This is a genomic window from Cognatishimia sp. WU-CL00825, assembly GCF_040364665.1.
In the GTDB taxonomy this organism is placed as follows: Bacteria; Pseudomonadota; Alphaproteobacteria; order Rhodobacterales; family Rhodobacteraceae; genus Cognatishimia.
Genome location: NZ_BAABWX010000001.1, coordinates 1,568,061 through 1,586,668 on the forward strand (window position 1 = coordinate 1,568,061; position 18,608 = coordinate 1,586,668).

The 18,608-nt window shown below is 52.8% G+C and carries 19 protein-coding genes; 8 read left to right on the forward strand and 11 right to left on the reverse strand.

What is annotated here, in order from left to right:
* Positions 1-28 precede the first annotated feature (28 nt).
* Positions 29-847 carry a YncE family protein gene (locus tag ABXG94_RS07825; RefSeq protein ID WP_353533327.1) on the forward strand — a complete coding sequence of 273 codons (819 nt, stop codon included), beginning with the start codon at positions 29-31 and terminating at the stop codon, positions 845-847.
* Here the strand turns inward: ABXG94_RS07825 and ABXG94_RS07830 are convergent.
* A complete protein-coding gene (locus ABXG94_RS07830) occupies positions 844-1,497 on the reverse strand; it encodes a DUF2161 domain-containing phosphodiesterase (protein ID WP_353533328.1) in 654 nt (217 codons plus the stop codon). The genes ABXG94_RS07825 and ABXG94_RS07830 overlap by 4 nt on opposite strands.
* Before the next feature lie 224 nt (positions 1,498-1,721).
* Here ABXG94_RS07830 and ABXG94_RS07835 point away from each other — a divergent pair, with 224 nt between their 5' ends.
* Positions 1,722-2,642, forward strand: coding sequence for a manganese-dependent inorganic pyrophosphatase (locus ABXG94_RS07835; protein ID WP_353533331.1), 921 nt, complete (start codon positions 1,722-1,724; stop codon positions 2,640-2,642).
* A gap of 44 nt (positions 2,643-2,686) precedes the next feature.
* Here ABXG94_RS07835 and ABXG94_RS07840 read toward each other — a convergent pair whose 3' ends face one another.
* Positions 2,687-3,514, reverse strand: a complete 828-nt coding sequence (locus ABXG94_RS07840; protein ID WP_353533332.1) for a M48 family metalloprotease — start codon at positions 3,512-3,514, stop codon at positions 2,687-2,689.
* 167 nt (positions 3,515-3,681) lie between these two features.
* On the opposite strand from ABXG94_RS07840, the gene ABXG94_RS07845 reads away from it, so the two are divergent.
* The 5 genes from ABXG94_RS07845 to ABXG94_RS07865 all read left to right on the forward strand — a co-directional run bounded on the left by ABXG94_RS07845 (position 3,682) and on the right by ABXG94_RS07865 (position 7,799).
* Positions 3,682-4,557, forward strand: coding sequence for a TIGR01459 family HAD-type hydrolase (locus ABXG94_RS07845; RefSeq protein WP_353533334.1), 876 nt, complete (start codon positions 3,682-3,684; stop codon positions 4,555-4,557).
* Positions 4,558-4,657: 100 nt separating this feature from the next.
* Positions 4,658-5,101 carry a MaoC family dehydratase gene (locus ABXG94_RS07850; RefSeq protein WP_353533336.1) on the forward strand — a complete coding sequence of 148 codons (444 nt, stop codon included), beginning with the start codon at positions 4,658-4,660 and terminating at the stop codon, positions 5,099-5,101.
* Between the two features lie 264 nt (positions 5,102-5,365).
* A complete protein-coding gene (locus tag ABXG94_RS07855; RefSeq protein ID WP_353533337.1) occupies positions 5,366-6,298 on the forward strand; it encodes a bifunctional riboflavin kinase/FAD synthetase in 933 nt (310 codons plus the stop codon).
* Complete coding sequence (locus ABXG94_RS07860) at positions 6,295-6,768, forward strand: YcgN family cysteine cluster protein (protein ID WP_353533339.1); 474 nt, start codon at positions 6,295-6,297, stop codon at positions 6,766-6,768. The genes ABXG94_RS07855 and ABXG94_RS07860 overlap by 4 nt, the downstream gene beginning before the upstream one ends.
* Positions 6,768-7,799, forward strand: coding sequence for a threonine aldolase family protein (locus tag ABXG94_RS07865; protein ID WP_353533340.1), 1,032 nt, complete (start codon positions 6,768-6,770; stop codon positions 7,797-7,799). Before ABXG94_RS07860 ends, ABXG94_RS07865 begins: the two co-directional genes overlap by 1 nt.
* A gap of 10 nt (positions 7,800-7,809) precedes the next feature.
* Here the strand turns inward: ABXG94_RS07865 and ABXG94_RS07870 are convergent, their stop codons facing one another.
* The 4 genes from ABXG94_RS07870 to metZ form a co-directional block, all read right to left on the reverse strand.
* Positions 7,810-9,258: a TrkH family potassium uptake protein gene (locus ABXG94_RS07870; protein WP_353533342.1), complete on the reverse strand. Its 1,449-nt coding sequence runs from the start codon at positions 9,256-9,258 to the stop codon at positions 7,810-7,812.
* 56 nt (positions 9,259-9,314) lie between these two features.
* The gene (locus ABXG94_RS07875) at positions 9,315-9,704 is read right to left on the reverse strand and encodes a lysozyme inhibitor LprI family protein (RefSeq protein ID WP_353533343.1); all 390 of its coding nucleotides are present in this window, start codon (positions 9,702-9,704) and stop codon (positions 9,315-9,317) included.
* Positions 9,705-9,720: 16 nt separating this feature from the next.
* A complete protein-coding gene (folE2, locus tag ABXG94_RS07880) occupies positions 9,721-10,821 on the reverse strand; it encodes a GTP cyclohydrolase FolE2 (protein WP_353533344.1) in 1,101 nt (366 codons plus the stop codon).
* A gap of 168 nt (positions 10,822-10,989) precedes the next feature.
* Positions 10,990-12,177: an O-succinylhomoserine sulfhydrylase gene (metZ, locus tag ABXG94_RS07885; protein ID WP_353533345.1), complete on the reverse strand. Its 1,188-nt coding sequence runs from the start codon at positions 12,175-12,177 to the stop codon at positions 10,990-10,992.
* 342 nt (positions 12,178-12,519) lie between these two features.
* Between metZ and ABXG94_RS07890 the strand changes: the two genes are divergently transcribed.
* Complete coding sequence (locus ABXG94_RS07890) at positions 12,520-13,200, forward strand: glutathione S-transferase N-terminal domain-containing protein (RefSeq protein WP_353533346.1); 681 nt, start codon at positions 12,520-12,522, stop codon at positions 13,198-13,200.
* A 26-nt stretch (positions 13,201-13,226) separates the two neighbouring features.
* Here ABXG94_RS07890 and ABXG94_RS07895 read toward each other — a convergent pair whose 3' ends face one another.
* The 5 genes from ABXG94_RS07895 to ABXG94_RS07915 all read right to left on the reverse strand — a co-directional run bounded on the left by ABXG94_RS07895 (position 13,227) and on the right by ABXG94_RS07915 (position 18,560).
* The gene (locus ABXG94_RS07895; protein ID WP_353533348.1) at positions 13,227-13,829 is read right to left on the reverse strand and encodes an inner membrane-spanning protein YciB; all 603 of its coding nucleotides are present in this window, start codon (positions 13,827-13,829) and stop codon (positions 13,227-13,229) included.
* Between the two features lie 38 nt (positions 13,830-13,867).
* Positions 13,868-14,770, reverse strand: coding sequence for an EamA family transporter (locus ABXG94_RS07900; protein WP_353533349.1), 903 nt, complete (start codon positions 14,768-14,770; stop codon positions 13,868-13,870).
* A 78-nt stretch (positions 14,771-14,848) separates the two neighbouring features.
* On the reverse strand, positions 14,849-16,012 hold the full coding sequence (ftsY, locus tag ABXG94_RS07905; protein ID WP_353533351.1) for a signal recognition particle-docking protein FtsY: 1,164 nt from the start codon (positions 16,010-16,012) through the stop codon (positions 14,849-14,851).
* A gap of 43 nt (positions 16,013-16,055) precedes the next feature.
* Positions 16,056-16,736, reverse strand: a complete 681-nt coding sequence (locus ABXG94_RS07910) for a hypothetical protein (protein WP_353533352.1) — start codon at positions 16,734-16,736, stop codon at positions 16,056-16,058.
* Positions 16,737-16,874: 138 nt separating this feature from the next.
* Positions 16,875-18,560, reverse strand: coding sequence for an NAD(P)H-dependent oxidoreductase subunit E (locus ABXG94_RS07915; protein WP_353533353.1), 1,686 nt, complete (start codon positions 18,558-18,560; stop codon positions 16,875-16,877).
* Positions 18,561-18,608 lie beyond the last annotated feature (48 nt).

Here is an 18,608-nt window from a genome sequence, read left to right on the forward strand (position 1 = left end):
GGCCATATCAGTCAAAAGGATACCTCTGATGAAATTGTTAACAGCCCTCTTTGTATGCGCAGCCACCGCCGCCCAAGCCTGGGAAACCCAAGGGTTTGACATGCCCGAGTCCATTATTACGGACCTGGCGCACAATAGAATTTATGTCTCAAATATCGTTGGCAGCCCGATGGAGGCCGACGGCAACGGCTATATTTCGCTGTTAAACGCCGATGGATCCTTAGCACAGCGCCAATGGGCCACAGGCATGGATGCCCCCAAAGGCATGGCGCTTTTCCAAGGCCAGCTTTTGGTCGCGGACCTGACCAAATTGCATTTGGTGGCGCTTGATACCGGCCAGGTCACCCAAAGTTTCACCCTGCCAAACACTGTGTTTCTCAACGACATCGCGGCCAGCGACAACGCGGCCTGGATCTCTGACTTTATGACCGGCACCATCTGGAAGTTTGACGGCCAACAGGCCAGCCCTTGGTATGCCTCCGATGATTTGCCGCACCCGAATGGGCTTTGGACCGATGGCACCACCTTGGTGGTTGCGGGCTGGGGCCACAACATGCAGCCTGATTTTTCAACCAGCAAGCCGGGCGATTTGGTGGAAATCGATATCAAAACCCAAAGCACCACACTATTGGCCAAAGACCTGGGTAACCTGGATGGTCTGGTCGCCTCTGCCGATGGATTTATCGTCAATGACTGGATGAATGGCGCGGTCTATCAGCTGCGAGGCGACCGTATAGATAAAATTTTGCAAGCCCCGATGGGCACCGCCGATCTGACGATTTCCGGACAAACCCTATATCTGCCACATATGTTGGACGGCTCCGTCAGCACATTTGACCTGAACTAGGGTTTGGCGCGGCTCATGCCCGCGGGACTTAGGGCATAGATCCCCCTGCCCTGTTTCTCAAACCAGCCATAATGGTTGTCATACATAATGCGCGTGGCCAGCGGCACCTTTGCCCCCTTGGCCACGTTCGCCCCACGGCTAGCCCCATGGTTTGCCAGATAATCCGCACAACGTTCGGCCTCTTGCTGATAGCCCGTGACGACTGAGCCGCGCGTGCCACCCTGATTTGGATCCCCATTGCGGCGCTCAAATTCTTTCAACAAAGCGGCTTTGCGCGGCTTGGATTTGCGCGGGCGATACATAGCCGGGTCTGAATGCACCTGAATTGTGCCCTTGGTGATATCCACCGACATCACGCCAATCCCAAGCCGCTTACACAAACCAACATTGGCTTTGAACCGGCGCCATCCGGCCTTGCCCACCCAACGCGGCACTGCAACATAAACCGCGTCTGTCAGCCGTTGGCGTGCCACAGCCTGCTGTAATAGCGTCAGGGAAAACCCCAGCTTTAACTCAACAACCACCGGATCTTCGCCATCTTCACCGATGCGACAGGCCACCACATCCGCGGCACCAATTTCAGCTTTGGCCTCAAAACCCTGCGCCTCAAGCCAGGCTTTCACTGGCGGATATAAATCAGTTTCCTTCATCTGATCAAAAATCTAGCGCGGCAAAAGCCAAACCGCCAGCCCCTTTGTTCTTGAGAAAAATACCCGGGGTGAGATTTGAAACATCGTTTCAAAGCGAGGGGCAAAGCCCCTGATTTTGGACCTTTGTCGTCCCATTGTCACAGATGGGCTTTGTCAGGGTGACAAGGTCAAATCCCCATCTTATAAGGCGCTCAATTCGTATTTTTCCGCATGAGGGACAGTTCATGACAACACTGATTTTTGGCCATAAGTCACCTGACACCGATTCCACCGGCTCACCTATTATCTGGGCCTGGTATCTCAACGAAATCAAAGGCCAGCCCGCCGAAGCTGTTTTGCTCGGCGAGCCAAACACCGAAGCCCTGTTTGTGATCAACAAATGGGACTGCCCCAAACCCCGCATCGTGACAGATTTTGCCGATGGCCAAGCCGCGATCATCGTGGACACCAACAATCCAGCTGAGCTGCCAGACAACATCAACGCACTGGATGTGACCGCCATCATTGACCACCATAAATTGGTTGGCGGCCTGGAAACCAAAGGCCCGATTGATATCACCATCCGCCCCCTGGCCTGTACCGCAACCATCATGCATGACCTGATGGGCGACGACGCTGACAAAATGCCCGCGTGGGTCAAGGGTCTGACCCTGTCTTGCATCTTGTCTGACACTTTGGAATTCCGCAGCCCGACCACCACAGCGCATGACAAAGCTTTGGCGGAAAAACTGGCCGCTGATTTGGACCTGGATATGGGGGCCTATGCCAGCGAGATGTTCGCGGCAAAATCTGACGTGTCTTCCTTCTCTGATGCTGAGCTGATCCGCATGGACAGCAAAGAATATGCAGTCGACGGCACAAAATTCCGTGTTTCTGTTCTGGAAACCACTGCGCCAAGCGTTGTGCTGGATCGTCAGGCCTCGATTATGACCAGCATGACAGCGGTTGCCGCCGAAGATGGCGTTGATCAGGTCTTGTTGTTTGTTGTGGATATTCTAAACGAAGAAGCCACTTTGTTTGTGCCAAACGACGTTGTGAAATCCGTTGCGGAAAAATCCTTTGGCGCGTCGGTTGACGGCGACAAGGTGGTCTTGCCTGGTATCATGAGCCGCAAAAAGCAGATCATTCCGAACCTCAAGGTCTGAATTCGTTCTGTAAGGCTGGGGCACTCGAATGTGCCCCTGCTACCTCACTTTGATATTTGCAATCCGATGTTCGCATTAATCTGGTCGACGGTCGCCAGAACTGTTGCAAGACGCTTTGCATCCGGCGGGTGGGTTCCCCAGAATGAAAGTGTTCCTGCCGCCGTATGCGCCTCTTCAGGTCGGGCAAAGAACTGTGCCCCTTTGACAGGATCATATCCTGCAGCATGCGCAATTCTCGCCCCCAAAGAATCGCTCTCGAGTTCAAAGGACTGAGAATAAGCCATTGACCCAATTGCTGCTCCAAGATCCATACTGTTACTCACGGCGTCGTGATCATGATAGGTTCCATAGGGGCTGCTCTGTGCAGTTGCCGCTGCGGCTACGGCCCCCAAAATTAGAGCACCGGCAAGCGCTTGCTGTTGTTGTTTTTCCAAGTGTCGCCCAATGAGATGACCATATTCATGGCTCAAAACAAAAGCGACCTCATCATCGCTCCCTGTATCCTTGAGCAAGGGGAGCGAGATCCGGATTACTGGCTTCCCTGAGACTCTGGTAAAATAGGCGTTGCGACTTGCCAGTTTCCGATCAATCTTAATATCTACGTCACAATCAAATCCTGCCCTCTCTACCATAAGAACCTTACAGTAAGATTCTCCTGCCCGTTTCACGCGAGGAGAAACACGGGCAAAACGTCGTTGCGCGGCGTCTTGTGTGAGACTTGCGCGGGCGTGTTCCGAATTTGCTTTTGCAAACATTTTGTTCGCCGAGGCGACATGGATATCAGCGGCTTTGGGGATTTCAAAGGTCGTGCCACAAGCGCTTAGCATAAACGAAGCGGAGAAGGCCGCGACAATTCGAATGGTTTTAATCATGATATTCCAAACTAGTTTTTCTTACTCAATTCATGCATATTCTACCTTCGATTGAAACAACTATCTCACTTTCGCGTGAAGTCACGTCGGAATGCTCAATTCATGTGTGTCCTATGATTCTGATTAAAAATTTGTCATATCCTTTGAAAAAACTTTAAAGGCCTCAAATGACCCAAATCATCAATACCCTTTCCGAAATCTCTGATCGTTATGACGCTTTGTTCGTTGATCTTTGGGGCTGCATGCACAATGGCATTCAGGGTTTTCCAAGCGCGATCAAAGCAATGCAGGAATATCGTGAACGCGGCGGTATTGTGGTGCTGCTGACCAATTCGCCCAAACCACGGGCGGGGGTTGCGGTGCAGCTTGAAGAATTTGGCGTGCCCAAGGATACCTATGACACGATTGCCACCTCTGGTGACTCTGCGCGGTCAGCGATGTTGCGCGGGGCTGTTGGCCAAAAGGTCTATTTCATGGGTGATTGGCAACGGGACGAGGGTTTTTTTGAGCCCCTGAGTTTGCTTGAGAACCCCGTCAACATTGAGCGCGTGCCTTTGGCACAAGCGGATGGCATTGTCTGCTGCGGGCCAAATGACCCCTTGGCGCATCCGGACACCAACCGCGCTGATTTTCTGTATGCCAAGACCAAGGGCATGAAACTGTTGTGTGCCAATCCGGATATCGAAGTAGATCGCGGTGAGGTCCGTGAATGGTGTGCGGGTGCTTTGGCAAAGCTCTATGCCGAAATGGGCGGCGAAAGCCTGTATTTCGGCAAGCCGCATCCGCCAATCTATGATCTGGCGCGCCGCCGTTTGCAATCTTTGGAACTCGATATCCCAGATCGGCGCATTCTGGCGATTGGCGATGGGGTGCTTACGGACATCAAAGGCGCGATGGGAGAAGACATTGACTCATTGTTCATCTCGGGCGGTCTTGCAGCCAGTGAGACAAAAACATCAGTCCAGCCTGACGAAACTTCGCTAAGGGCTTACTTGAAAAAGGAAAAATCCAACCCAACCTTCACAATAGGTCACCTACGCTGACTTAAAAAAAGCTTGATTTTCTGCACCTGCAAAGTAATAAAGTTGCAAGATCGAGTGAATCATCGCTCGATTATTTCAAGCCCGATCACTGGAGGGTCGAATGTTGGATAATCTGCCACGCGGAACGATCTGCATCGAAGACATCGAAATGGGGATGACCCGTTACCTGCGCAAAGTTGTGACCGACGAGGATATTCAAAAATTCTCGGAGATTTCGACGGACCGCAATCCGGTGCATCTGGATGACGACTATGCGCAAGAGACCATTTTTCAGGGACGTATTGCACATGGCATGTTGACCGCTGGTTTGGTCTCTGCAGTTATCGGCGAGCAATTGCCCGGTCACGGCACCATTTACATGAGTCAGAATTTGAAATTTCTGGCCCCTGTGCGCCCCGGTGATCTGGTGCTGGCAGAAGTTGAAGTGACAGGCATCGAAATCGCCAAGCGCCGGGTAAAACTGGATTGCCGCTGCATTGTGGACGGCAAGAAAGTGTTGATCGGGGAAGCCACGGTTATGGCACCGTCGCGCAAATTCGATTAGGCAATTGCCAGCGTCGGGCAACTTTTTAGGTACCTTGTGAAAGTGTTAGCCAAAAGAACCGGTTTGTCCGTTGGCCCAAACGAAGGCTTTGGCCTGCTACCTTAATGGCGGCTATTGCCCGGTTAGTCTAATGGGGGCTTTGCCCCCCGGGGCAAATCGAAATTTGCCTCTCCCCCCAGAGTATTTATAGAAAAGTGAATATGCAGTGCGCGCATTGCTGCAATGCTGCTTGCATGGCGATGCACACAAAGCTAACCCTTCGCCATGCGCATTATCCGTGATTATCAATTTGTCGCCAAAGAAAACCGAGGGGCAAGCGCCGCCATCGGCAACTTTGACGGTGTCCACATCGGGCATCAAGCCGTGATTGCATTGGCGCAGGCGGCCGCCCCGCAAGCCCCTCTTGGGGTGATGACGTTTGAGCCGCATCCGCGGGCTTATTTTGCACCCGATGCCGCACCGTTTCGCCTGACCAACGCCGATGCCCGCGCCCATCGCTTGGAAAAGCTGGGGGTGCAGCGCTTGTTTGAACTGCCGTTTAATGCGGCCTTGGCAGGTTTGACACCTCGGGAATTTGCCGAGCAGGTTATTGTGCGCGGCCTGGGGCTGAGCCATGTGGTGATTGGCGCAAACTTTTGCTTTGGCAAAGGGCGTGCTGGCACAGCCAAAGATCTAGAGCGCTTTGGGGCCGAATTGGGTTTTGGCGTGACAATTGCGCCCTTGGTCTTGGCCGGTGACGGGCAAGTGTCATCAACCAATATCCGCAATGCTTTGAGCGATGGACGGCCTCGTGACGCCGCTGATATGTTGGGACATTGGCACCGTATCGAAGGGCCGGTCATTGGCGGCGAACAACGCGGGCGCGAGTTGGGATTCCCAACGGCAAATATGTCTATCCAGGGGCTGCATCCGCCAAAGTTCGGGGTTTATGCGGTTTTGATTGATGTGTTAGAAGGGCCGCATAAGGGCACATATCATGGGGCGAGCTCTGTGGGCGTGCGACCGATGTTTGGCCAGAACACCGCCAATATTGAAACCTTTTTGTTTGATTTTTCTGGCGACCTTTATGGCACGCCCTTGTCGGTTGGGCTGGTAGAATACCTGCGGCCAGAATTGAAATTTGACGGGCTTGATGCATTGATCGCCCAAATGGATAAGGACTGCGCAGCATGTCGCGACATATTGGCAGACCTATGAGCAAGGACCCAATTGAGCGCGATGGCTTGGGCAAACGGTTCTGGGAACGCAAACCCCTGACAAAGCTGAACCAGCAGGAATGGGAAGCGCTGTGTGATGGGTGCGGAAAATGCTGTTTGAACAAATTAGAAGACGAGGATAGCGGCGAAGTTGTGCTGACCCGCGTGGCCTGTCGATTGCTGGACGACAGCACATGTCGTTGTGCCCAATACGACATTCGCCATCAATTCATCCCAGAATGTATCGTGATGACGCCAGAGAACCTGGAATCGCATGCCTATTGGCTGCCCAAAACCTGCGCCTATCGCTTGATTTGGGAGGGAAAACCGCTGTTTGGCTGGCATCCATTGATCACAGGCGATGCTGACACGGTGCATGCGGCGGGTGTCTCTGTCAAAGACATGACGGTGTCGGAATTTGAAACGCCGCTTGAGGAATGGGAAGACTATTTGATCGAGGAACCCAGCTGATGCACTTTGCCTCTGACAATGCCGGAATTGTTCATCCGCAGATACTGGCGGCGCTTTCAGAGGCCAATCAGGGGTTTGCCATGGCTTATGGCAATGATGAGGTCACCAAGGCGGCGCAAGAGCGGCTGCGGACATTGTTTGAATCCCCTTTAGCAGAGGTATTTTTTGTCCCAACGGGCACCGCGGCGAATGCCTTGGCCTTGGCCAGCTTTACGCAGCCGTTTCAGACGGTATATTGCACGCCGCTTGCCCATATTCAGGAAGACGAGGCAAACGCCCCTGAGTTTTTCACCGGGGGTGCCAAGCTGACATTGGTAGGGGCGCAAGACAAGATGCAGCCGTCCGACCTGAGGGCCGCGCTTGAAAGATCGGAACAACGGGGCGTTCATGGCGCACAGGCTGGCCCAGTTTCTATCACCCAGGTCACCGAATTTGGGCAGGTCTATACGCTGGATGAACTGTCTGCGCTTACAGAGATTGCAAGAGCTTTTGGTGTGCCGGTGCATTTGGATGGCGCGCGATTTGCAAATGCCTGTGCAACGCTGAACTGCAGCGCGGCGGATATGACATGGAAATCGGGCGTTGATGTCGCTTGTTTTGGCGGAACCAAAAATGGCTGCATGGGCGTCGAAGCTGTGGTGATTTTTAACCCAGATCTCGCGCAAAGCTTTCAGTTGCGCCGGAAACGCGCCGGGCATCTTTTTTCAAAACAAAGGTATCTTGCAGCGCAAATGCTTGGGTATCTGGAAAACGACCTGTGGCTTTCACTTGCCAAACAATCCAACCAGAATTGTGCCTATTTGGCGTCCAAGCTGCGCGGGGTCGCAGGAGTTGAATTTGACTATGCGCCAGAGGCCAATCTGATATTTTGCAACTTCCCAACTGACATGCATACTCGATTGATGGCAGCTGGGGCGCAGTACCACGTAACCACTGCGCCGGCAGATGCGCGGCAATCTGCGCGGTTGGTTTGTGATTGGTCGATATCAACAGCGCAAATAGATGCATTTGTGGCCGCAATGACTGACTAAGGCTGGTCGTTTAAGCGCGCCAAAAGTTGGGTGTCAACATCGCGTAAACTGCCAATAATTCGAGCCGCCCAATCAGCATACCAATCGACAAAAGCCACTTAGCGGTATCATTTAGCGGTGCAAAATTTCCGGCTGGCCCGATGGTGTCGCCCAATCCAGGGCCGATATTGGCAATCGCGGCTGCTGCCCCGGATAGTGACGTGACAAAATCCAATCCCGTCATGCCCAGTAAAACCGCGAGAACGCCGAGCGTCACAATGAAAAAGACGAAAAACACCATCACAGAGTTCAGGACATCTTCGTCAACTTTTCGGCCATTGTAGCGCGGGGTGAATATGCCGCTTGGCGAGTGGATTTTCTGGATCTGAACTTTGATGGCAGAAAACAACAGCTGATAGCGGAAGATTTTTATAGAGCAAGCGGTTGAGCCAGCGCAGCCACCGATTAGCCCCACAAAGAAAATCAAAGCAATGAGGAAATTGCCCCAAGTCATGTAATTGGCACTGGCATAGCCGGTACCTGTGGTGATCGAGGTGATGTTAAATAGTGCTTGGCGGAAAGCCGGTTCAATGTCACGACCCTGCGCAAGGGACAGCACCAACGAGGTGGTCACCACCAGAACAATAATGGTGGCAAAAAACATCTGCACTTGGCGGTCACGAAACAGCGGCTGCGCGGAGCCGTTGACCATTTGCACATAGCGTACAAAGGGCAATGCGGCGAGCAGCATAAAGAGTGACGCAACATATTCCCCGCCGCCCTTGAACGCGCCAAACGAGGCGTCGTAATTCGCAAACCCCCCGGTGGCGATGGTGGTGAACGCATGCACTGTGGCATCAAATGAATTCATGCCAGTCATCAAGTAGGCGAGAAAACACACAAAGGTCAGCGTGACATAGATTACGGAGATTTGGCTGGAAATCGCTGTGGCGCGCGGCAGGATTTTCCCAAAGGTATCAAAGCCTTCTGATCGAAAAATCTGCATGCCGCCGACACGTAGTTCGGGCAAGAAAACCATGGCAACAACAATAATGCCAATGCCACCAAGCCATTGCAGAATACCGCGCCACAGCAACAGACCTTTGGGCAATTCGTCAAGACCAGAAAAGACGGTTGATCCAGTGGTTGTCAGGCCGGACATGGCTTCGAAAAACGCGTCAACAAAGCGGGCCTCTGTGTCACCCAACATAAAGGGCAGCGCGCCAAACAACGGCAAGGCCAGCCAGACACCAGTGGTTAATAAAAACGTCTGTTGCAGGTTCAAACCAGTCCGGTTGCCACTTTGACAGGACAAAGAAACAAGCCCGCCGACGAGCACTGTCAAAAGCGCGCTTTGCAGGAATGCGGGCCAATGCCCCCGCCCCTCGGCAATATCAATCGCCATGGGCATCAACATGGTGAGCCCAAGCATCGCGACCAACAGGCCAATCACATATCCAACGGGTCTTAGATCAAACATTCTGTGCAGGGTTGGCGTGGTTGCCGTGCGGTGTCAAGCACTGGCGGGGGCACGGCTTAGTTAACTTCACCAAACAAGCGCAAGCTTTCGGTGCGTTGCCGAGTTTCCCGGGCAAAACAGGACCAATACAGCAAGGGTTGCATCGACCCGCCTCTCGCGATGGTGCCTTCAAGCGCACAGGCTTTGTCACGGAAATCGATCCATGCGCGTTGAGCGTTCCTCAGCAGCGTTGCGGCGGGAATATCGGTTTGACTGATGTAGGCGTCCTGAGACTTTGCCTGGGCCATAGCTATGCCATAGGCCAGATTCAGATCTTGGTCAGCAGCCTGCCATTCCAAATGGGCACATTGATTCATTGCTTGTTGCGTCATCGCGTTTTCGCAATCAATATCCTGTGCAAACACCGGGGTAGCGCAAAGGGCCACAAGACAAAGAATGCGATGCATAGGGCGCTCCGGGAATTTAGCCGACGTGGAACAGCGTGGTGAATAATTTTGGATCAATCGAATTGCCAACAAAAGTGTCGCCCTCTGTGAGGATCGACACCGCATCATGGCTGTGCAGGCTTTCTTGATGGCTGGCAATCACCCGAAAATCGCCAATGCGATCATCTTGTTGCAACTCGTGGCAAAAGAGCCGCGCAGCATCCTCGACAAAAATTGGGTTGGCCGCGTTAAGCTCTGCGAATGCCTGTTCGTCTTCGCGTTTCACCATGACTTGGGTTTCGGTTGGCACCGCGCAGCGGGCCATTTCGATCAGATCTTCAAACCACAGCCGTTGAATGGGGGTTGTTACTACTGAAATGCGCGCCACTGACCGCTGAGAATGCGGTGTCGCAAGCTGGCCACGTGATTGACGCGCGTGTTCGGACAATTCCAATGAACACGGACAGGTCGAGGAATAGACGTAATCAAGATGCATGATTTTCAGCGCCTTGCCGTCGACTTCGACCTTTTCCATGGCCAGATCATAATACTGGTAGCCTTCTAGACCCGAGCGTAAAGATTCAATTTTCATGGGATAGCGAAAGCGCATCTGAATACGGGCATCAAAGCTTTCCAGATCAGCTTTGTAATCAGCCAGCGCATGTTCCAGCACCTCGAAACTGAAGGTCTTTTCAGCATGTTTGTAAAAAGACCGCATGATCCGGGACATGTTGATGCCCTTTTTGTCCTCTTCTAGACTGACTGTGCCGGTCACCGAGGTTTCCAACGTAACATCGCCACCTTCGCGCGTGCGGTAACTTATGGGCAGCCGGAAATTTGAAATGCCAACGTGTTGGATTTGTTTTTTGGCCCCTTTAATCAGGCTTGTGGGGCCGTTCTGCAGGTCAGGTAAGCTGGCCTTGTAGGCATCGGTAACGGTAAAATCATCCGTGTAGGTGCGCGACAGTTCAGGGTAATTCATAACCTCGCGCCCCGGCAACAGGCGCGCGATAGCGGGATCAAGCTCTGCGATTTCAGTAGGCGTGGCCGTTTTGGCCCAAACACGCAATTGCTCTAAGGCGCTTTTGGCCTCGGTCCGGCTGACCGGCGATCCACCTTTGGGTGACTGAATGTTCATGGAGATACCCTTTTGCCGACCTACGCATTCCTAGCTTAATGGTAAGCGCCATAAAATGCCAATTTAGCCACAATGGGTAGCGGAAAACGACAAAAACGGCCTCATTGGCGGAAACAAAAAAACACCCACCCAGAGGGCAGATGTTTTCTTGTCGCTAATCGAATTGTCTTAGGCCTGAGAGGCTTCTAGCGCCTGTAGAACATCGGCAATCAGATCGCGGTCATCTTCTAAGCCAACCGAAAAGCGGATCAAACCCGGGTTGATGCCCAGATCGACTTTTTGTTCGTCACTTAGTCGTTGATGGGTTGTGGTCGCTGGATGTGTCACGATGGTTTTTGCGTCCCCCAAATTGTTGGAAATCACCGGGATTGTCAGCGCGTTCAAGAACTTAAACGCCGCATCCTTGCCGCCTTTGATGTCCAAAGACAGAACCGTGCCGCCCTTGCCGCCCAGTTGGGTCTGAACCAAGGCGTTTTGGGCATGGTTTTTCAGACCGGGATAAATTGCACGCAACAGCGCTTCGTTGCCTTCGACGGCCTCGGCAATTTTTTGAGCCGTTTCAGCTTGCGCGCGCACCCGCAAGTCGATGGTTTCAAGGCCTTTAAGCATCACCCAAGCGTTAAATGGCGACAGAGAACCGCCGGTGTGTTTCATATAGGGTTCAAGCGTGCCACGGATGTAATCCTTGGTACCAAGAACCACACCGCCCAGAGCACGCCCCTGCCCGTCGATATGTTTGGTGGCAGAATAGACAATGACATCGGCGCCTTGTTCCACAGCCTTAGAAAACACTGGTGTGGAAAAAACATTATCGACCACAACGGTCGCGCCAACCGAATGCGCGATTTCAGCAACTCCAGCGATGTCAATGACTTCAAGTGTCGGGTTGGACATGGATTCAAAGAAGCAGACCTTGGTGTCAGGCCGCACGGCCGCGCGCCATTCGTCCAGATTTGTGCCGTCCACAAAGGTGATTTCAACGCCAAAATTTGCGAGAATATTTTCCAAGATATGCAGGCAGGATCCAAACAATGCCTTGGCAGACACCACATGATCGCCAGACTTCACCAAAGAGGTCAACGCACCATTTACCGCCGCCATACCGGAAGCTGCTGCAAAAGCATCTTCTGTGCCTTCAAGCAGGGCGATACGCTGTTCAAACATCGATACAGTTGGATTGCCGTAGCGCGCATAGATGAATTCGTCAGGGCCGGATTCGATAAACCGCGCCTCTGCCTGTTCCGCGTTTTCATACACAAAGCCCTGCGTCAGAAAGATCGCTTCGCTGACTTCGTTATACTGACTGCGACGAATGCCGCCGTGCACAAGCTTTGTACGTTTGTTCCAGTCGCTCATCTCATCTCCTATGTGCGCATTTGCGCAACAAAAAACCCCATTACGGCCAAGCGTAAGGGGGTCCTTATCGTCCTGACCTCTTTAGCGGTATTTGGGCATTTAACAGCCACGTGGCCCGCAATCCGGTAAACAAATCGCCACACTGCTGGCTTTACTGCGCTGCGCGGTCAGGGTCAATACTGTTGCGTCTTTGGTCCTTTAGCATTGGTTTGAACGCAGGGCGGTCAAAGTTAGAAAATGGGATCAAAAAGAAGTTAGCTTGGCATTGTCAATCGCAGGGCCGTTGCGCAAACATATGGCTGACGTACCAAACAATTTTAGACCGTCTACCCAGGAGCCACTATGCCCCCGATTGATCTTTACTATTGGCCAACACCCAACGGCTGGAAAATCTCGATAGCGCTGGAGGAGATGGGGTTGCCGTATCATTGCCACTTGATTGATATTGGCAAGGGGGATCAATTCAAGACGGCCTTCCTGAAGATGTCTCCTAACAATCGCATGCCTGCAATTGTGGACCCCAAAGGCCCAGATTCAGCGCCTATATCGGTATTTGAGAGCGGCGCTATTCTGCAGTACCTCGCACGGAAAACCGGCAAGTTCTATGGCGCAACCGAGCGCGAGCGCATCCAGGTTGACCAATGGCTGATGTGGCAAATGGGCGGGCTTGGACCAATGGCTGGGCAGACGCATCACTTCTTGAAATACGCACCACATGATATCGCCTACGCCAAGGACCGCTACCGCAACGAAACGGCTCGGCTTTATGGCGTTTTGGACCGGCAGCTCGCAAAAAACCAATATGTCGCTGGTGCGGAATTCTCCATAGCCGACATGTCGATCTGGACCTGGGCCTCGTTGTGGCAGGGACAAGAACAGACTCTGGATGACAAACCGCATATGCGGCGTTGGTTGAACGACGTCTGGGCCCGACCGGCAGTGCGCGCAGGGCGGGCGCTGCACGCAGATTTGCGTGCAGATCGCTCTGACAGCTGGGTGGTTGACACTTTGTTTGGCGATTAACCCTTTGAAAAAGGACTATCCAGATGTCAGCCTTGCTCTTTGTCGAGGGCGTATTTGGTAAAAATCCCACTTTGCGTCATGAAGAATACAAAGACCGCAGCGCTGAGACCAAATGTTTTGAAATAAACCCAAGTGTCGGTGGATTGGGTGCGCCAGACGATCTCGTTGAGGATCGCCAGACCAATAAAGAACGTCGTGACGCGCTTGGTTAGCAACATCCATCCTTCGTCCTGCAACGGAAGGACTTCTTCCATTACATATTTCAAATAGCTTTTGCCGCGCAAAAGACCCAGGCCCAAAGCGCCCCCAAATAACAGATAGATCATGGTTGGTTTCATCTTGAAAAACCGATCATCGTTCAGCCACACTGAAAGCCCGCCAAACACTGTCACCAGAACCAGGGTGGCGATCTGCATTTTTGAAATATGCCCCGTAAGACGCCACAAAATCAGTGTTGAGAGGGCTAGCAGTGGAATGAAAGCAGCGGTGACGACGATAAAGCCTTCATATTCTGTTCCACCAATGACAAAGTTTTGCGCGCGCAATTTGATATAGCCGACAAAGAACAGGATAATTGGCCCAAGTTCGAGCGCTGATTTGAGCATTGGGTTGATTTTCTTGCCGGCCATTTTGCATTCCTTGTCGCGCGTATTTGTCATGTGGGTATTTAACCGCCGAGTTCAACTATCACGGCACCAACCGCGATCAAAGCCATCAATGCGATACGCCTTGGCCCAACCGTTTCTTTTAGCACCAACCAACCAATAAGAGCCGCAAAGACCGTCGAGGTCTCGCGCAGGACTGCCGCTTCGCCCACTTTGTCCAGCCGCGTGGCCAGCATGATCGACCCAAAACTTGCAAAAGCCACAAGCCCGCCAATAAATCCACGCAACATCAACGGTGGCAACGCCGGAGGATAGGCCATTTTCCGGTATTTCAGCACGGCAATTGGCGGCATCACCAAGCCGTCGATCAGAAAGAACCATGCTAGAAAGGTAAAGGGGTCCGCCGTGGCGCGAATGCCATAGGCGTCATAGGTTGTGTAAAGCGCCACAAATACACCAGTCAAAAGCGCCAGCATCAGCGCGGCAGGCAATGTCGCGCGCTCGGCTTGAAGAAATATTAAATTATAAACTGCCAGCCCAAAGATACCTGCCAGCAAAACGCCTACACCCAACCACTGCACGAGGCTGAAGGTTTCGTCAAAAATCAGATAGGCCCCGATGACGGCAAACAACGGGCCGGTGCCGCGCACCACTGGGTAGACAACAGTATATGAACCTTTTGTATAGGCAAAGGCCTGCAACACCTTGTAGGCAACATGAATGACAAATGCGCCAAAAAATATTGGCCACATATAGGGTTCCGGCCAAGGCACCACAAAAAGTGCAAAGGGTGCAGCCATAAGAGCATAGCTGAAATCAATCGCCCCGCGCGTCAGCCAGGGATCGTGCCGCCCCTTTTGCAATGCGCCAAAAACCGCGTGTAAAAAGGCCGCGGACACCGCAAGGATAAGCGCCAATTGATGGCCGGCTTCAGTGCCTTCCAGTGAGATCAACCAATCGCTCATTTGTGCCTCTTTTGGGGGCTGCCCTAACCCAGAGTGTCAAGACCAGGGGAGGAACAGTGGTATTTTGATCAGCACAAATCAGCTGCTGCTTTGACCTGTCAGTGCCGCAGCGAATTCCTGGGGATCAAAGGGCGACAAGTCATCGATTTTTTCCCCAACACCGATGGCGTGAATGGGCAGGCCAAACTTATCAGCCAGCGCCACAAGCACACCGCCTTTGGCTGTACCGTCAAGTTTGGTCATCACCAAGCCAGACACATCGGCAAGGTCTTGGAATGTTTTGACCTGATTAAGCGCGTTTTGACCCGTTGTTGCGTCCAGAACTAGTAGCGTGTTGTGCGGCGCGGTCTCGTCTTTCTTACGGATCACCCTGACGATTTTGGATAGTTCTTCCATCAAATCCGCACGATTTTGCAAACGGCCCGCAGTGTCGATCATCAAAAGATCTGCGCCCATGTCCTGGGCTTTGCTCATCGCATCAAAAGCGAGGCTCGCAGGATCTGAGCCTTCGGGAGCGGTGAGAACTGGCACACCCGCGCGGTCACCCCAGACTTGCAATTGTTCGACAGCAGCGGCGCGAAAAGTATCACCAGCGGCAATCACAACCGATTTGCCCGCCTCTTTGAATTGGCTTGCTAGCTTTCCGATCGTGGTGGTTTTGCCAGACCCGTTGACGCCAACGACCAAAACAACTTGGGGTTTTTGCGGATAGAGCGGCAGAGGTTTGGCAACCGGCTCCATGATGCGCGCGATTTCCTGGCCTAGAATTTGCTTGATTTCCGCAGTGGACAGACGTTTGCCAAAGCGCCCCTCGGCGATATTTGCCGTGACGCGCAATGCTGTGTCTACGCCCATATCCGAGGCAATCAGCAACTCTTCGAGCTGCTCGAGCATATCATCGTCCAAGATACGCTTTTGCACGGGTTTGGCAGGGGTTGTTTTACCTGCAAGACGCCCCAAGAAACCGGGTTTTGCTGCGGTGGGTTCAGGATCGCTTGCCACGCTTGTGGCCGGCTCTGGATCTGCGTTTTTGATCGAAGCTGCATCCAAACTTGGTTCCGGGGACACTGGCGCTGTTAGATTGCTAACGGTTTCGTCTGGTTTTGGTTGCGCAGTTGTCTCGCTTTGCGATGCCTCTTGCGGCTCGGGCTCTCCACCGTCTTGCACAATGGCATCAAGCCCTTCTTCCAGACGGGAAGAGGATTTAAACAGCCGGTCTTTGAGCTTTGAGAAAAACGCCATTTGTATCTCCGGTAGTGGGTTATTCCCAAGTAATGTGGATTGATCAGATTGAAAAGAGTGGCTGAGCGAAACCTGCACCTGCAAGGATTGCGGCATTTGCCACAAAGGTCAGAAACCAAAGGGCCATGGCTGTAGGAATGAGGGCGCGGTTGGGACTTGTCAAACGCAATTGAATGACTGCGCGCAACTGGACAGACAATAACAATGCGCCCGCACCCAAGATCGCTAGTGGGTTGTTAGGCAGGCACAAAGCTGCAAGCAAAACGCCAGCAGCAAGAGCCCCTTGCACCCGCAAAGGATCCTTAAGGTCACATCCAAGTTTGCGCAGGTTGATGTCGAGCAAAAGCGCGACACCGATCACAACACCCGCGGGTAAAACATGTAAGTCTTGAAAGCTAGATCGCGTCAAAAAGTGAATAAAATAAAGCGCTTGCAGTACTAGAATCCCGATAGATGCGCTTTGCCAGCCAGGCTTAGATCTGCGACTAAGAGCAGCGTCGGTGAGCACCGCAATGCCGAGGGCAATCAGGATGAGCGGCGCGGCGAAATTTGCAAATGCCGCCACCAAAAGCCCCATCGTTGGCAACACAACCGCAACAGATCTATGGATCGAGGTCGGTCGATAGCTCAGCAAACCTGCGTAAAGCAGTGCAAGCACCGCCGCCGTTACAAAGCCTGCATAAGTGAGGCTTTGCCGCAGCGCAATTTCTTGAAGAACAGTCATCTAAGCCCTTTTGCATGTCTGACCTTAGACTATGCAAGTGTATAAAGATTCGCGCGCCAAAAAGTAACGCGCGGACTGTTTGGTTTTGGCAGGTGCCGCGAAGCACCGGTGCCGTGCCGTCCGGATTAAGTGTGGCGACTATATTTCATCCGGGAAATGCTTGATTGTCAGCCGGATTGGGTTCGGAGCAGCCTGCCCCAAGCCGCAAATCGATGTATCGATCATTGCGACAGAAAGCTCTTCGAGCAGTGCGGTGTCCCATTTATCCTTGGACATCAACTTGACCGCTTTTTCACAGCCCACACGACACGGTGTGCATTGCCCGCAACTTTCATCTTCAAAGAAGCGCAGCATATTCAAGGCCGCCTGTTTGGCGCTGTCTTTGTCGGACAGGACAACAACTGCTGCGGACCCGATGAATGTGCCATGCGGCTGCAGCGTGTCAAAATCCAATGGAATGTCATGCATGCTGGCCGGAAGCAGCCCCGAAGACGGACCGCCGGGTTGGAAAGCCTTGAAGGTATGGCCATCTAACATGCCACCGCAAGCCGCAATGATATCGGTAATGGTCGATCCTGCCGGCAATAGATGGACGCCTGGATTCTTCACACGGCCCGAGACCGAGTAGCTGCGCAGGCCAGTGCGGCCATTTTTTTCAATGCTGTTTAGACACTCTGGCCCATCACGGTTGATTTTTGCGACCCAATGCAGAGTTTCAACGTTATGCACCAATGTTGGCTGACCAAAAATGCCAACTTGCGCCACAAATGGCGGACGATGCCGCGGTTCGCCGCGCTTGCCTTCGATTGATTCAATCATGGCGGATTCTTCGCCACAGATATAGGCACCTGCCCCACGGCGTAGGTCGATATATCCGGGTTCGACGATACCTGCATCTTCTAATGCCTTGATTTCACGGCGCAGGATTTCGAGCACGGCTGGGTATTCGTCGCGCATATAGATGAAAGCTTTTTCTGCTTCGACGGCCCAAGCGGCGATCAACATGCCTTCGAAGAAGAGATGTGGCGTGCGCTCTAGATAATAACGATCTTTGAATGTGCCGGGCTCGCCTTCGTCACCATTCACTGCCAGATACCGTGGCCCGGAATTGGCGCGCACAAATCCCCACTTTGTACCGGAAGGGAACCCCGCGCCGCCAAGACCGCGCAGACCAGCCTCTTTCAACTTTGCCTGTACATCCTCCCAATCGCCGTTTTCACGTAGATCGCTCAGGCAAGCATAGCCGCCCTTTGCCACATAATCTGCAAAAGGTTCGTAAGCTGGGATTCGCGCATGGGTGTCGGCGCTCGAGATTGCGTCCTGCACTTTGTCGACGGTTGCGTTATCGATATGATTGTGGCCAATTTCAAGAACAGGCGCAGTATCACAGCGCCCCATGCAGGGCGCGCGCAGCACGCGCACTTGGGTTGGATCCATCCCGTCTTGAAGCGCATTTTTTAGCTGCTCTGCACCGGCCAATTCGCATGACAAGGAGTCGCAAACGCGGATCGTTAAGGCGGGTGGTGGGGTCTCTGCTTCTTTAACAACGTCAAAATGAGCATAAAAGCTTGCAACTTCAAATACTTCGGCTTGCCCGATGCGCATTTCCTCGGCCAAAGCACGGATGTGCGCTGCGGAAATATGTCCGAATTCGTCTTGTATCAGGTGCAAAAACTCGATCAGCAGATCGCGGCGACGGGGTTGGTCCGCCAGCAGAGCTAAGACCTCGGAATGTGCTTGGTCATCAAGCTGACGTCCCTTGGGCGTATGACGCCCTTTGCCTTTGCCAGATTTCCAGACGCCTTTGCGTTCGTCGAGTGCCATTCAGATGTCCGCCTTTGTTTTTTGGGTATTATAGGCAACTGATTTTAC

What these genes read in the sequence shown, in the direction of transcription:
- ABXG94_RS07825 (WP_353533327.1), top strand. Translation starts at nt 29, where the DNA reads ATGAAATTGTTAACAGCCCTCTTTGTATGCGCAGCCACCGCCGCCCAA.
- ABXG94_RS07830 (WP_353533328.1), bottom strand. Translation starts at nt 1,497, where the DNA reads ATGAAGGAAACTGATTTATATCCGCCAGTGAAAGCCTGGCTTGAGGCG.
- ABXG94_RS07835 (WP_353533331.1), top strand. Translation starts at nt 1,722, where the DNA reads ATGACAACACTGATTTTTGGCCATAAGTCACCTGACACCGATTCCACC.
- ABXG94_RS07840 (WP_353533332.1), bottom strand. Translation starts at nt 3,514, where the DNA reads ATGATTAAAACCATTCGAATTGTCGCGGCCTTCTCCGCTTCGTTTATG.
- ABXG94_RS07845 (WP_353533334.1), top strand. Translation starts at nt 3,682, where the DNA reads ATGACCCAAATCATCAATACCCTTTCCGAAATCTCTGATCGTTATGAC.
- ABXG94_RS07850 (WP_353533336.1), top strand. Translation starts at nt 4,658, where the DNA reads ATGTTGGATAATCTGCCACGCGGAACGATCTGCATCGAAGACATCGAA.
- ABXG94_RS07855 (WP_353533337.1), top strand. Translation starts at nt 5,366, where the DNA reads ATGCGCATTATCCGTGATTATCAATTTGTCGCCAAAGAAAACCGAGGG.
- ABXG94_RS07860 (WP_353533339.1), top strand. Translation starts at nt 6,295, where the DNA reads ATGAGCAAGGACCCAATTGAGCGCGATGGCTTGGGCAAACGGTTCTGG.
- ABXG94_RS07865 (WP_353533340.1), top strand. Translation starts at nt 6,768, where the DNA reads ATGCACTTTGCCTCTGACAATGCCGGAATTGTTCATCCGCAGATACTG.
- ABXG94_RS07870 (WP_353533342.1), bottom strand. Translation starts at nt 9,258, where the DNA reads ATGTTTGATCTAAGACCCGTTGGATATGTGATTGGCCTGTTGGTCGCG.
- ABXG94_RS07875 (WP_353533343.1), bottom strand. Translation starts at nt 9,704, where the DNA reads ATGCATCGCATTCTTTGTCTTGTGGCCCTTTGCGCTACCCCGGTGTTT.
- folE2 (WP_353533344.1), bottom strand. Translation starts at nt 10,821, where the DNA reads ATGAACATTCAGTCACCCAAAGGTGGATCGCCGGTCAGCCGGACCGAG.
- metZ (WP_353533345.1), bottom strand. Translation starts at nt 12,177, where the DNA reads ATGAGCGACTGGAACAAACGTACAAAGCTTGTGCACGGCGGCATTCGT.
- ABXG94_RS07890 (WP_353533346.1), top strand. Translation starts at nt 12,520, where the DNA reads ATGCCCCCGATTGATCTTTACTATTGGCCAACACCCAACGGCTGGAAA.
- ABXG94_RS07895 (WP_353533348.1), bottom strand. Translation starts at nt 13,829, where the DNA reads ATGGCCGGCAAGAAAATCAACCCAATGCTCAAATCAGCGCTCGAACTT.
- ABXG94_RS07900 (WP_353533349.1), bottom strand. Translation starts at nt 14,770, where the DNA reads ATGAGCGATTGGTTGATCTCACTGGAAGGCACTGAAGCCGGCCATCAA.
- ftsY (WP_353533351.1), bottom strand. Translation starts at nt 16,012, where the DNA reads ATGGCGTTTTTCTCAAAGCTCAAAGACCGGCTGTTTAAATCCTCTTCC.
- ABXG94_RS07910 (WP_353533352.1), bottom strand. Translation starts at nt 16,736, where the DNA reads ATGACTGTTCTTCAAGAAATTGCGCTGCGGCAAAGCCTCACTTATGCA.
- ABXG94_RS07915 (WP_353533353.1), bottom strand. Translation starts at nt 18,560, where the DNA reads ATGGCACTCGACGAACGCAAAGGCGTCTGGAAATCTGGCAAAGGCAAA.